Genomic DNA, 12,873 nt, shown 5'->3' with positions numbered 1-12,873 from the left:
CATACTCAGCTGGATCTATGGTCCCGCCCCACTCGCGCCGCCCGCAACGACGACAGCGCAAAAAAGGCCGCTACCTGCGTTTCGATCAGAACCGCTACCTGCCAACCGACCGTCCTTCGAGTTTCACCTGGACCACGGGCATGGACAGCAGCGGCTGGCTCTACGCGCCGAGCGCATGCGATGCCGGTGCACCGTGCCGCCTGCACATCGCGCTACACGGCTGCGAGCAGGGCCAGGACTATTTGCCGATCGATTCGCCGCCGGGCAGCGGCCTCCTCTTCGGCACGACGTTCGTTCGGCATGCGGGCTACACGCAATGGGCGGACAGCAACCAGATCGTCGTGCTATTTCCGCAGGCGGTGTCGATTCCCGGCTTGAATCCGAATGGATGCTGGGACTCGTGGGGCTACACGGGCAATCACTTCGCCGACCAGCAAAGCGTTCAGATGCGCGCGATCCGCAACATGATCGATCGGCTGACTTCGGGCGCGAGTCACTGATCGACGGAAACGCGAGGCAGCGGTAGATCGAGGAGAGACACGCAATGAAACTCCATACCGTCTTTCGTGCGGCGGCGACGGTCGTCGCCGCACTGCTGATAGGCGCCGCTCATGCAACGAGCTCAGGCGAGGCATTTGGTAGTCCCGGCTTGCCCGCGATGCATGGGCCGGCGCAGAAGTCCTTTCTCGGGACGGCACTGAATCCGGCGTCGCAGATCTATTTCACGGGTTATCGCGGCATCGTGTCGGAGGTCTACTACCCGGTGCTCGACACGACGGCGACGGTCGACTTGCAGTTTCTCGTCGGCGATACCGCTGCCACTTTCGTCGACGAGGAGAAGCTCCAGCCCTATACCTCCGCGCGGACCGATCCGCACACGATGAGCTGGCAAGTCGCGACAGGCAATGCCCCGCACAACTCGCAGATCGTCAAGGTCATCTACAGCGATCCCACGCGCAATTCGCTGATCGAGCGCGTCACGTTCCGGGCATTGAACGGCACCCACGTTAGCGATTACAACCTCTATCTGCTGTTCAAACCGCATCTCGACAACGCCGGTTCTGGCAACACGAGCTTCACCGCAGAGGCGAGCAATGGCCGCACGATGCTGGTTGGCAACCACAACTCGCGCTATTCAGCGCTTGCATCATCGCTGCCGTGGAAGGTGCAAGGCGGCACGATGATGGTGTCGAACGGCTTCATCGGAAAAAGCGACGGCTGGACCGATCTGCTCGGCGGGACATCGCCGGATAGAAAGATGGACTGGACCTATTCGTCCGCGACCAACGGCAATGTCGCGCAGATGGGCTGGCTCGACCTTGGCGCCGGCCGCGCAACCAGCCTCTCGTTTGACATCGTGCTGTCGTTCGACAGCACGTCCGCGAGCAATGCGATGCAGACGGCAAGCGCTACGCTCGGCGACAGCCTCGGCGGTTTGCGCTCGCAATACGACATTGCCTGGCATCGCTATGCATCGGGCCTCTCGACGCAGAACGGCACCGCGAACGACGAGTACTACCTCTCCACGATGACGCTCAAGACAATGCAGGACAAGAGCAATAGCGCAATGATTGCAGGCATCGGCACGCCATGGGGCGAAACGCAGGGCGATAGCGACGCCGGTGGTTATCACCTCGTGTGGGCGCGCGATCTATTCAAGTTCGCCAATGCGCTCATCACCGCCGGCGATACTACGACAGCCGCCGCGGTCGTCAACTATCTTTTCAACACGCAGCAACAGAAAGCCGACTGCGGCAACGCCGAATACGATGCCAACAAATGCCAGCAAGGTTTCAGCCGCATCGGCCGTTTCCCGCAGAATTCATGGGTGAACGGCGCGCAGTATTGGCAAGGCACGCAGATGGACGAGCAGGCGAGGCCGATCCTGCTCGCGTGGCGTCTTGGGCCGGCCGTCTACAACGCGCTGTGGCCGAATATCCGCCTGAGCGCCGACTATATTGTTCGCACGGGGCCGTGGACCTATGAGGACCGCCGGGAGGAGAACTCGGGCTATTCGCCGTCCACGATCGCGGCGGAAGTCGCGGGGCTCGTAGCCGCTGCGCGCATTGCCGAAGACAACAGCGACAACGCGCGCGCTGCTACTCCGTCCATCGTGTGCGCGCGTTATAGCAACTGCGTGATAAAACCCGCCGCCGGGCAGGTCGGCGTCACGATCAGCGTCAACGCAAAGACGCAGCCCGGGCAGTACATGTACGTGACAGGTAGCACCCACGCTCTCGGCAACTGGAACACCGATCTTGGCTTGCCAGTGGACTCCGCCAACTATCCAGTGTGGAACAACACGGTCAATCTACCGGCGAGCGGCAGCGTCCAATACAAGTACTACCGCAAGAATGCGGACGGCAGCGTGACGTGGGAGAACTTGCCGGGCAACGGCAATCGCATGCTGAATGTGCCGCCTTCGGGCAGCACTGCGTTGAATGATTCAGTGGGCTGGTAAACGCCGCGCCCGCGCCGTCTTGTTTAAAAGCCAACTGGTTGCGGGTTTCCCTCTAGCGCGAGCTGGAGGCAGCGAAGCGATGTGGCATGAGCGTGCAGGGGAGATCTGAGTTGTGAAAAAAATGCGATCGTTATGTTACTTTGAGCGATCAATTGTCAGGATTGCAGATGACATGGGCGTGGCGCTTCATGGCGCGCTGCGCCATCGCCATGGTGCTGGCACCAGCGCTGATTGTCAGCAGTAGTGCCGCAGGTAGATCATCGTGTAAGCGAGGGTCTTGAAGGCGTAATGGACCGGGCTCAGACGCTCGAAGCGAAGCAGCAGGCGCCGGAACTTGTCCTCCCAGGCGAAGACCCGCTCGATGGTCCTGAAGCGCTCCTCGAAAATGGCTGGGTCGAAGCGCAGTTTTCGGCCCCGCTTCGGCGCTTTACGTCCGCGCGGATTTTCGGGAATGTTGGGAATCATGTCCCGGTTGTAAATCGCCTTGCGGTTGGCCCGGCAGTCGTAGACGCCGTCCAGGCTGACCGTTGAGCCTTGCAGGTCCATGCCGATGGCGCGGGCCATGTGGCTCAGTCTGGGCAGCGCGTCACGCAACAGCGGCGATTCGTTGCGGTTGCCCGGGGCAGAAACGAATGGTGCGATCACGTTGCAGCGGCGATCGCAGAAGGCGACCACCTTGTCGCCTTTCAGGTGTTTGTGTCCGCTGTACCCCAGGTTGTCGCCGCCCTTCTTCGCGGCAGTGGTCGTGCCGTCGCCGTGAATGACCGTGAGGTCCAGGAGCTGGTCCTGATGAAGCCTGTGCACCGAGACTGCGAAAATCGCGTCGATGCAGCCATCGGCTTGCCATCGCCGCAACGCCCGAGAGATGCGCGTGTAGTGGATTTCAGGACGACCTTCGTCATTCTTTTCGATCGGCAGCACCTTCCACTGACAGCCCATGTACAGCAGCTGAAGGATGTAGTTGAAGATCTTGTGCAACGTCAGCGTCGGTGCCGGTCCGCGCCGGCCCCGGCTCAGATGCGGCAAGACACCCACCCATTAGCGGGCCTGCGTCAAGTGAGCAAACACCACCATCGACTGCCTCAACAGCCGGTTTCGAACTCTGGTACCCGAATGCGTCGGCCGAACGCGTCCGTTTCTTCATTTCCTGGCTGCGACGAATCGCACCAGACACCCATCAGGTTCAAGCGAGCGGCAATGCTACCGGCGCCTTTCGCCCTGGCGGCGGTGCCGCCCCAGAAGAACATTGGTACCGCAATACGTCCATGGGGTTCGTACAAATTCAAGGGTTGCCCAACATCTGGGCGCCAATCCATCGGTGGCTCGTATTGCGGGCGATCCGCTTTGACTGCACATCGGGGGACGGCGGCACGGCATCCCATTCAAATTCCCGGAGCTGGAGCTCAGTCTTGCCACGGGGCTTGCCGCCCGACGTCCGGAAGCTTATGTAAAGCAGCGTGTCGTATCGAACGGTTTGTGGTCCTTCAGAATATGGAAGCATGCGCGGGCGAGCTTGTGCGACAAAGCCTTGCGGGCCAGGATAGTGTTGCTTCTGCCTTTCTTGCGCTCATAGAACCGTCTGGCCTCGGCGCAATAGCGCAGCGCGAGGTTGGCCGCTTCGATGAACGCCCAGGACAGATACGGGTTGCCATTCCTGATGTTGCCTTCGCCTTTTTTCTTGCCGTTGCTCGTGTGCTGGCTGTCCACGCAACGGGCGTACGACGCGAAGTTACCGGCGCCGGAGAAGCGCTCGATGGGGCCGGTCTCCAGCAGGATGACGGTTGCCAGTGTCTGGCCGATGCCCGGCACCGTAGTGAGCAATGCATAGTCGGGGTTCGGTGCGACCTTTTCCTGAAGACGCTTTTCCAGGACGTCGATTTGCGCACACAACGTTGTGATCACTGCGACGTTGGCCCGGAGCGCGAGTGCGACGTCGTCTGGCAGCCGCATCTGATTGATCGCTTCTTCGCCCAGCCGCTTGACCTGATTGCTCGTGATCCGCGTGCCGAACTGGCGTGCCGTAATGTTCTCAACCGCGAGAATATGGCTGGTGCGGCTGCGGACCAGTTGCATGCGTTTCCTGGCCAGATCGCGTACGGCACGGTGCTCCGGCGAGAGGATGGTGCCGGTGGGAAGAATTCCAAGGCGCAGCAGCTGCGCCAGGTAACGGGCATCGGTTTCATCGCCACTGTGCTTGAGCCCGTCGTATTTCTTGATGGCCGCGGTGTGTGCCAGGTGCACAGTGAAGCCGGCCGCCTGCAGACCATCGACGAGCCAGTACCAGTTGAAGGTCGACTCGACCACGACGCCCGCGAGCTCCGCTTGCCATGGCGCGAGAAACGCGAGAATCTTCGACAAATCGTTGGGGAGGCGCTTCTCAGCGACAACCCCGTCTGCTTCGTCGGTGACACTCACCACGCTGTTGTTCGAATGCAGGTCAATTCCGCTATATTTCATCTCAGCCTCCTTCTGGTTAAAGCACTTCGCAAACTCACTTTAAACCCCGTCGCCTCCATGGCGACGGTGGGAGGCCCGCTAGATGATTTTCAAATTGCTCGAACTGCTCAACACTTAGTTTCGTTGGAATCGCTTGCCCGCATTGACCTCCAGCCATCCGCAACATCCACAAATCTGGACTTTAACCGATCCGGCCGCGCAGACCACCAAATCCAGTCCTGATGCGGCTCGCAGACAAATTTAGCCCCCTCAGAAAACCCGCAACCAGTTGACGGCGACGGCACGACCACTGCTGCGAAGAAGGGCGGCGACAACCTGGGGTACAGCGGACACAAACACCTGAAAGGCGACAAGGTGGTCGCCTTCTGCGATCGCCGCTGCAACGTGATCGCACCATTCGTTTCTGCCCCGGGCAACCGCAACGAATCGCCGCTGTTGCGTGACGCGCTGCCCAGACTGAGCCACATGGCCCGCGCCATTGGCATGGACCTGCAAGGCTCAACGGTCAGTCTGGACGGCGTCTACGACTGCCGGGTCAATCGCAAGGCGATTTTCAACCGGGACATGATTCCCAACATTCCCGAAAATCCGCGTGGACGTAAAGCGCCGAAGCGGGGCCGCAAACTGCGCTTCGACCCGGCCATTTTCGAGGAGCGCTTCAGGACCATCGAGCGGGTCTTCGCCTGGGAGGACAAGTTCCGGCGCCTGCTGCTTCGCTTCGAGCGTCTGAGCCCGGTCCATTACGCCTTCAAGACCCTCGCTTACACGATGATCAACCTGCGGCACTACTGCTGACAATCAGCGCTGGTGCCAGCACCATGGCGATGGCGCAGCGCGCCATGAAGCGTCACGCCCATGTCATCTGCAATCCTGACCATTGATCGCTCAAAGTAACATAACGATCGCATTTTTTTCACAACTCAAATCTCCCCTGCGCGCTCATGCCACATCGCTTCGCTGCCTCCAGCTCGCGCTAGAGGGAAACCCGCAACCAGTTGAACGTAAAAGCTTGGCTGCGGTGAGCGTGCGCTAGGCAACATAAAAACCCGTTTTGTTCTGGAGATTTCCGCGTTAGCGACTAATGTCTGAACTATCCAGATTTAGCGCTCCAATAACTGGCACGCGCTTGCGGAAGAGCAGTAGGAGATGGCTATGCCGACGGGACCGCTTCAACAGGCAGACAGCGGTGACGACGTGAAGGCGTTGCAGCAAGCGCTCGCACAGCGTGGTTTCAATCCCGGTGCGATCGACGGCATGTACGGGCAGGGTACTGTTGCGGCGGTAATGGCCTTTCAGAAAAGCGAGGGCCTGTTGCCCGACGGCGTGGCAGGGCCGCGTACCCTCTCCGCGCTCGGCCTCGCCGATTCGGATGCGCTACCCTCTGCCATTCCGGGAGTGACAGTCGAGGTCGTCAGTCAAATGTTTCCGCAGACACCGATTGGACACATCAGCCAGAACTTGCCTACGGTACTTCTGGCTCTAGTGAATAACCGGGTGGCCGATAAGCCGATGGTCCTAATGGCTCTCTCGACCGTGCGCGCGGAGGTGGAGTGTTTCGAACCGATCAGCGAAGCACAGTCGCGCTTCAACACGTCGCCATCGGGAACTCCATTTGATCTTTATGACCATCGGAAGGACTTGGGCAATGAGGGTGCCCCGGACGGCGAGCGGTTCAAGGGGCGCGGTTACATCCAGCTCACGGGCCGACTGAACTATGCGACATACGGCCCCAAGCTCACGACGCCGGTCGACTTGGTCGAGAACCCAGACCTCGCTGGCGATCCGGCCATCGCGGCCGACCTTCTCGCGCTCTTCCTTGCGGACCGGGAGCTTCCAATCAAGAACGCGCTGCTTGCCGGCAACATGGCGACCGCGCGGCAACTTGTCAACGGTGGCACAAATGGTCTAGTTCGCTTTGAAGACGCATATCAGCGTGGAGTCAACTTAATTCCCGATTCGCCCAGCGTTTAGACGCATTGCAGAGGCATTCCGATGGCCGATCCTGCAGTAGATGACCCACACGTCGTCCAAGCCTCCACAGGCACTTTCGATGAACTCATTTTTAGTCGCGACCTCAATGAAGTGCATCTGCTATTGGACTATATTTCCGGGCGGCCTGACGTTCATATCTCGGAAATCGGCGACATCAAGTTTCCGGATCGGTTTTCTGCCGGAACATTACTCTCAGCGAACGAGGTTCTTCGACGCATTTGCGAGATGCGGTATCCGCCACAACCAGTGGCGGACATCCAAGCTAAGGCCGACAATTCGGCACTACTCCTGTCCGTAAAAGACAAACTCAATGCGATCGCATACCCGACTTCCGGTGTAACGATTGCTTATACCTACCTTTTTCTTGCGGAGACCGACAAATCCATTGTCAGTAAAACGCCCCAAGTGCCCCCCCAAACACGCGCCTCGGTTGCCGGGACGGCATATCCCGGCCTGATAGCAAGCGCAAAGCGCTTTCGATGGTTTCATAAGGGTGTGGCGCGGCTGGGCGTTGTGCTCACGCTGTTCGCTGCATTGCTCTTGTGGCTCGTGGTTTTCGGCGTGCAGGTGACTTCTCGGTTCGAGGAAGACCAGAAAAGCGCGGCCGACCTGACCAGTCAGATTTACGCGCAGGTCGACAAGGAAAATGCGGCGTTGCCCGCCGCGCAGCAAACGCATGACGCCGTTCCGGTGCGTTGCCGCGACGACAAGATTGCACAGCAAAGTAACCAGATCAAACTGCTATGCAATCAGTGGTCCTACTATCAGGCGCGCTATATCAAGTCAATTACCGACGCCGCGAGTTTTGCCAACCAGTGGCCGTCGAAATGGTTGATGTGGCCGTTTCCGACGTCGCCTGGAATCGAGGAAAAGGGTGGCAACGACTATGTGGCTAAGCAGGAAAATATCCAGTCGATCACCTTGGTGCTTTCCGCGTATGCAAGCTACGTCTTGCCGGTAGTATTCGGCGTGGTAGGAACAATCGCGTCGTTCCTTCGAGATATCGGCAACCGGATCACCTGCAGCCTGCTTGCGCCACGCGATGAGACGCTCGGCATCATCCGTCTTATTATCGGCGCAATTGCCGGGTTAGCTGTTGGGCTGTTCTTTACGCCGGCCTCGGTCGCTGCGCAAGTCCACTCCGGGGCAGGCGTGCTGACCTTGTCCGCGTCGGCGATCGCATTCCTCGCGGGCTATGGCGGCGACGGATTCTTTAGAATGATCGACGCGATGATTGTGCGGGTGTTTAGCCTCGACTCACCCGACAGGGCTCCGCTCACGAAGTGAAGTGCCGGTGACCGGTGCGGCCCTCTCCGGCTTTGTCAATACGCGGGAAGGTGATGAGAATGACCATATATGAGAGTGACACGTTGGTAATCAGTTTGATCAAGGGTATGTTCGTCTAGCCAACGTTTGGGTGCACGTCTAAGTGCGCAGCCGAATGGCAAAAGGCGGCTGTAACCGCCCTGCGACTCGATCGGCCGTTTCCCTCCCCTCGCTGCACAAGCGAGCACTCTGCCCGGGCACAAATGTGCGAGGACGTAATCTTCGCGTTGGCCAAGGCCAAGGAAAAGTTGATCGTGCGAGTTTCCGCTGCCGCATCGCCCTAGCACCCCACGCCGCATCGGTGCGTGCTCGAATCGCGCGCAACCGATCATGAATGGTTGTGTCGCAGTAAGAGATGGACGGTAGAACTCCGGCGATACAAAGTCACCGATGAGAGAATCGATGAAGACGCTGAACCCGGCGTTGGCCAAGGTACTGAAACGCTTGCACTATCCGCTGGAGGTGATTCTGACGTGCGTGCGTTGGTACGTCGCGTATCCGCTGAGTCTGCGTCATCTTGAAGAAATGATGGCCGAACGTGGGATTGCGGTCGATCATTCGACCGTCCATCGCTGGGCGCTCAAGCTGTTGCCGGTACTGGAGAAAGCGTTTCGCCGTCGCAAGCGGCCAGTTGGAAAGAGCTGGCGCATGGACGAGACATACATCCGCGTCAAGGGCGACTGGAAATATCTCTACCGCGCCGTCGACAAGGACGGCAACACCATCGACTTCCTGCTGCGCGCCCATCGTGACAAGACTGCCGCCCGGCGTTACTTTGAAAAATCTATCGCCCAGAATGGCGTCCCCGAGAGGGTGACCATCGATAAAAGCGGTGCCAATCTCGCCGCGCTCGAAGCGATCAATGCTGATCGTGAAACGCCTATCAAGATCCGCCAGTCCAAATATCTCAACAACCTCGTCGAGCAGGACCATCGGGCGATCAAGCGGCGCACCCGGCCCATGCTAGGCTTCAAGACTTTTCGCAGTGCCCGGATCCTTCTGGCCGGTATTGAGCTTATGCACATGATCGCGAAAGGACAGATGAAGTGCGCTCGCGGAACCTATCCGTCCGCCGCCGATCAATTCTACGATCTTGCAATATAAGCAGTACTTCTCATATCGATCTCGTTCGTCCCTCGATCCTTACCGCGACAAAGCCTCGTGAGCGGGATACTCGCGATGAATACCACAATGGCGCTATGTTTGGAGCGTAAGGCCTGTGGGCAGTCAACGCGATCCGCATGCCGCCTGCCACAGCGCCGGTGACAGCGACGACCGCCGCCCCTTTGCCCGCGTCGCCAGCGATCGCTCCGACCAGCGCCCCCGTTGCTGCGCCACCTGCGGCGCCGCGTCTGCGCTCGCCCTGCGGCCCTGGCAAACCCGGGAGCATTGAAACCTGCGGGGCAAGCGCACCCGGGTCCACACCTGTCGTCTGTTTCGCCCACGTCTGACACTGTGCGGTGTCGGGTGCTGAAGCTGCGGAGGCGCTGTCAGGTTAGTGGAAAGGCGGCGGTAAAATGATGAAATGAAGAAGACGAAATCGCTTTATCACGGCCACCGGTTCCCCGCTGTCGTTATCAGCTGTGCTGTTCGCTGGTATTGATATGACTTTGCGTGTCAATCGCGAAATTGGTTTCCAGGTTGCATCGACGCATGAATTTCCTGAGGGCGGCGCAGCAGTAAGTCTCGACGGTGGATCACACTGACATCCGCGGGTTGGATACCGCATTACAGAGGTCCGCCTCATGAGCCTGCCGCTAACTTCCGCCGCAAGTTGGTGATGCCCGTTGCGTAATACCATCGCGGGTTGCTCGGATGCCGGGCTGCGCCGCCTTCAGGAAACTCCTTCCGTTGTTCGGGAAATCACACACAGGCCGCGGGCGGTTTGCTGCGAGGTATTGCAAGCGCCATGGCCAGTCGACTGATGTCCCAGATGAACGCCGCCAGTTCGCGGGCAATAGCCACGACCGTGATGTTGATGGGCTTGCCTCGCGCGGTCAGCCGGCGGAATCGTCGGCACAGCCGCACCTGGGCGTCCCAGGCGCGGTCGATGATGGCCTTGGGCAGACCTTCGAGACGGGCCTGGATTTCCGGACTGACGCGGGCAGGATGGCGGTAACTCCAGGCCGCTTCGACCAGCAGTCTTCGGGCGTAGCTGTTGCCGGTTTTGGTAATGCTGCCCTGGCGGCGTTTGCCTCCCGATGAATGCTCGGATGGCGTTACGCCGAGCCAGGCCATCAGCTGACGCGGGTGTTCGAAGCGGGACAGGTCGCCCACTTCTGAAATCATCCCGACGGCGGTAACGAACTGGACGCCCCGCATGGCCTGCAGGGCCAGCACTACCGGATAGAAGCGCCAGGAGATCACCGCTTCGCGTACGGCTGTTTCGAGACGGGCGCACTGCGCAAGCCGGTCCTCGATCGTGCGCCGGTGTTCGTCAAAGGCAAGGTGCTGCCAGGCGCTGGGAAACGAACAGCGGCCCAGCCAGCGACGGTGCGCCTCGCCCCAGTTTGCGCTACCGGTATAACGGACGCCATGCGCGAGCAGGAACGACTTCAGTCGATGCCGTGCACGTCGCAGATCCTCGCGGGCAGCCGCCCACGCGCGGGCGAGATCCCGGAATGCCTCGTCTTCAATGCCGGGCACGTACACGGCCGACAGGTCGTCGGCGCGCAGCGAGCGCGCCAGCTTGATGGCATCACGCCGGTCGGTCTTTACGCGCTCGCCCGGCTTGCGCGGGATCAGTGAAGGTGCGCAGACCATGCAGTCGAAGCCCTTCTGGACGAGCTGACGGTACAGCCCGTAACCACATGGACCTGCCTCGTACACGACGCGCACGTGCGGCGCCTTGGATTGCAGGCGTGTGCACAGGCGATCGATGTCGGCCCCGGTCGTACCGGTCTTGCCCAGCAGCTCGATCTCGCCCGCGTCGATCGCGTAGGCGACCGTGATCGAGTCCTTGTGAAGATCCAGTCCAACGTACACCGTGCTATCGTTTCGCAGGCTTTGTCAACTTGACGAGCACAGGCTACGTTTCTGGTTAAATATAGGTATCCTGATCAGATAGTATGCTGGAATTCAACGTCGACGGTCCAACCATGCCAGGCGGCGATTCGTTTCGTGAGTATGGCACGATGACATGCCGCGTTCATCTGATGTCTGGGCAAGGCGAAGTGCTGCCTGATCGGGCCAAAGCATGAGAGAAACGCCTGTGTGCGGCGTGCATCGCGAAAGCCGCACATGTGTCGTTCGCGTCTGCGGGTCGGCTGATGGCTGTTCTCGGCGCGATTGTTCACACGTGCCGCCGCTTTGACAAATACGTGCTTCACATGAGCGAGTTCGGGAATATCCGCTTTCGCTGCCGGGTAACTGCGCAACTGGTCTGTAACGATCCTGCGCGGCACCGGGTTCGAACGCAGCACCCGCCGGAAAAAGCGCTTTGCCGCAGCCTTGTCGCGACGCTTTTGCACCAGCACATCCAGTTCGGCACCATGTTCGTCGACCGCACGCCATAACAGATACGGCTCACCGCGCAGCTTCACGAACATCTCGTCGAGGTGCCACGTGCTACCCGGCTTGCGCCGCACTGCCTTGGCGCGCTGAGCGAATCCGGCGCCGAATTTGTCACACCAGCAACGGATCGTTTCGTATGTGACTACGACACCGCGCTCGAGCAACAACTCCTCGATGTCGCGCAGGCTCAGGCTGAACCGAAAATACCAGCGAACAGCACAGCTGATAACGACAGCGGGGAACCGGTGGCCGTGATAAAGCGATTTCGTCTTCTTCATTTCATCATTTTACCGCCGCCTTTCCACTAACCTGACAGCGCCAGAGCCGGAGATCGTCCTCGCAGTCAACAGCAAGGGCGAGGTGGTGGGCGCCACATTGGGTAACGACGTCAATCTGCGCGACATCGAAGGCCGCTCCGCGCTGCTGCTGGGCAAATGCAAGGACAACAACGGCTCATGCGCGATCGGCCCGTTTATCCGCCTGTTCGACGGACGGTTCACGCTGGACACGATTCGAGAAACGAGTGTTTCGCTGCGCGTCGAAGGTACCGACGACGGCTTCCTGCTCGAAGGCGTCAGCCATATGCGGGAGATCAGCCGTGACCCCCTTGACCTGGTGAGTCAGACATGGGGCAAGCACCATCAGTATCCCGATGGCTTCATGTTGTTCTGAGGTTGACCCGGTTGGACGGACAGATTTGCAGTTGGGTTTAATGTGTTGTTGATCCTCCATGGCTTGCTGGATCTCGGGTTGTCCACGGCCGGGCGGCGGGTCGCCTGTCACGACCGTGACGCTGCCCGGCGGTGGGCAACCCGCACTGCGATGGCGTTTGCTCCTGCGCATGCAGGCTTTCGAATTCGAGCGGTGCGCGATAACCGATGCTGCTGTGCAGGCGGCGTACGTTGTACCAGCCCTCCAGGAAGGAGAAGATACGCCGCCTGGCCTGATCATGGGTATCGAAGTGTTCGCGCATGAGCAGCTCGGCTTCGAGCGTGCCGAAGAACGACTCGCACATCGCATTGTCATAGGCGTCGCCTGCGGTGCCCATCGATGGCTGCACGCCTGCCTCGCGGCAGCGGCGTCCGAAGGCAATCGACGTATATTGCTTAGGTTCAAGGAGTCGT

Annotated in this window: 11 protein-coding genes and 4 pseudogenes; 9 read left to right on the top strand and 6 right to left on the bottom strand. The window is 59.8% G+C overall.

Features of this window, described 5'->3' with window-relative positions; all coding sequences use genetic code 11:
- Positions 1 to 17 precede the first annotated feature (17 nt).
- From P0D84_RS40070 to P0D84_RS49120, 3 genes and pseudogenes are all read left to right on the top strand, one after another.
- Positions 18 to 500: an alpha/beta hydrolase family protein gene (locus P0D84_RS40070; RefSeq protein ID WP_408347540.1), complete on the top strand. Its 483-nt coding sequence runs from the start codon at positions 18 to 20 to the stop codon at positions 498 to 500.
- Positions 501 to 544: 44 nt separating this feature from the next.
- Positions 545 to 2,101 (top strand): annotated as a pseudogene (locus P0D84_RS40065) (glycoside hydrolase family 15 protein); the annotation flags it as partial.
- A 12-nt stretch (positions 2,102 to 2,113) separates the two neighbouring features.
- Positions 2,114 to 2,461 (top strand): carbohydrate-binding module family 20 domain-containing protein, encoded by a 348-nt coding sequence (locus tag P0D84_RS49120; protein WP_459252237.1) that lies wholly within the window; start codon positions 2,114 to 2,116, stop codon positions 2,459 to 2,461.
- A 234-nt stretch (positions 2,462 to 2,695) separates the two neighbouring features.
- Here the strand turns inward: P0D84_RS49120 and P0D84_RS40060 are convergent, their stop codons facing one another.
- Both P0D84_RS40060 and P0D84_RS40055 read right to left on the bottom strand, forming a co-directional pair.
- Positions 2,696 to 3,487, bottom strand: coding sequence for a transposase (locus tag P0D84_RS40060; RefSeq protein ID WP_408347534.1), 792 nt, complete (start codon positions 3,485 to 3,487; stop codon positions 2,696 to 2,698).
- A 417-nt stretch (positions 3,488 to 3,904) separates the two neighbouring features.
- Entirely contained in the window at positions 3,905 to 4,918 is a 1,014-nt protein-coding gene (locus P0D84_RS40055) for an IS110 family RNA-guided transposase (protein WP_408341218.1), read from the bottom strand.
- A 315-nt stretch (positions 4,919 to 5,233) separates the two neighbouring features.
- Here P0D84_RS40055 and P0D84_RS40050 point away from each other — a divergent pair, with 315 nt between their 5' ends.
- The 4 genes from P0D84_RS40050 (at position 5,234) to P0D84_RS40035 (ending at position 9,340) form a co-directional block, all read left to right on the top strand.
- Positions 5,234 to 5,713, top strand: coding sequence for a hypothetical protein (locus tag P0D84_RS40050; protein WP_408349719.1), 480 nt, complete (start codon positions 5,234 to 5,236; stop codon positions 5,711 to 5,713).
- A 357-nt stretch (positions 5,714 to 6,070) separates the two neighbouring features.
- The gene (locus tag P0D84_RS40045) at positions 6,071 to 6,889 is read left to right on the top strand and encodes a peptidoglycan-binding protein (protein WP_408347530.1); all 819 of its coding nucleotides are present in this window, start codon (positions 6,071 to 6,073) and stop codon (positions 6,887 to 6,889) included.
- A gap of 21 nt (positions 6,890 to 6,910) precedes the next feature.
- On the top strand, positions 6,911 to 8,197 hold the full coding sequence (locus tag P0D84_RS40040; RefSeq protein WP_408347527.1) for a hypothetical protein: 1,287 nt from the start codon (positions 6,911 to 6,913) through the stop codon (positions 8,195 to 8,197).
- A gap of 441 nt (positions 8,198 to 8,638) precedes the next feature.
- Positions 8,639 to 9,340: an IS6 family transposase gene (locus tag P0D84_RS40035; protein WP_408347524.1), complete on the top strand. Its 702-nt coding sequence runs from the start codon at positions 8,639 to 8,641 to the stop codon at positions 9,338 to 9,340.
- A gap of 10 nt (positions 9,341 to 9,350) precedes the next feature.
- On the opposite strand, the gene P0D84_RS40030 is transcribed toward P0D84_RS40035, so the two are convergent.
- On the bottom strand, positions 9,351 to 9,626 hold the full coding sequence (locus P0D84_RS40030; protein ID WP_408347521.1) for a glycine zipper family protein: 276 nt from the start codon (positions 9,624 to 9,626) through the stop codon (positions 9,351 to 9,353).
- 135 nt (positions 9,627 to 9,761) lie between these two features.
- On the opposite strand from P0D84_RS40030, the pseudogene P0D84_RS40025 reads away from it, so the two are divergent.
- A pseudogene (locus P0D84_RS40025) lies at positions 9,762 to 9,836 on the top strand (IS6 family transposase); the annotation flags it as partial.
- 263 nt (positions 9,837 to 10,099) lie between these two features.
- Here the strand turns inward: P0D84_RS40025 and P0D84_RS40020 are convergent.
- Positions 10,100 to 11,239, bottom strand: coding sequence for an IS110 family RNA-guided transposase (locus P0D84_RS40020; RefSeq protein ID WP_408348031.1), 1,140 nt, complete (start codon positions 11,237 to 11,239; stop codon positions 10,100 to 10,102).
- A gap of 56 nt (positions 11,240 to 11,295) precedes the next feature.
- Positions 11,296 to 12,027, bottom strand: coding sequence for an IS6 family transposase (locus P0D84_RS40015; RefSeq protein WP_408347518.1), 732 nt, complete (start codon positions 12,025 to 12,027; stop codon positions 11,296 to 11,298).
- Between the two features lie 40 nt (positions 12,028 to 12,067).
- On the opposite strand from P0D84_RS40015, the pseudogene P0D84_RS40010 reads away from it, so the two are divergent.
- Positions 12,068 to 12,418: pseudogene (locus tag P0D84_RS40010) on the top strand (fumarylacetoacetate hydrolase); the annotation flags it as partial.
- A gap of 172 nt (positions 12,419 to 12,590) precedes the next feature.
- Here the strand turns inward: P0D84_RS40010 and P0D84_RS40005 are convergent.
- Positions 12,591 to 12,854 (bottom strand): annotated as a pseudogene (locus tag P0D84_RS40005) (transposase); the annotation flags it as partial.
- Between the last annotated feature and the right edge of the window lie 19 nt (positions 12,855 to 12,873).

Source organism: Paraburkholderia sp. RL17-337-BIB-A (assembly GCF_046025895.1).
GTDB classification, from domain to species: domain Bacteria; phylum Pseudomonadota; class Gammaproteobacteria; order Burkholderiales; family Burkholderiaceae; genus Paraburkholderia; species Paraburkholderia fungorum_C.
This window is presented reverse-complemented; position numbering and strand designations above follow the sequence as displayed.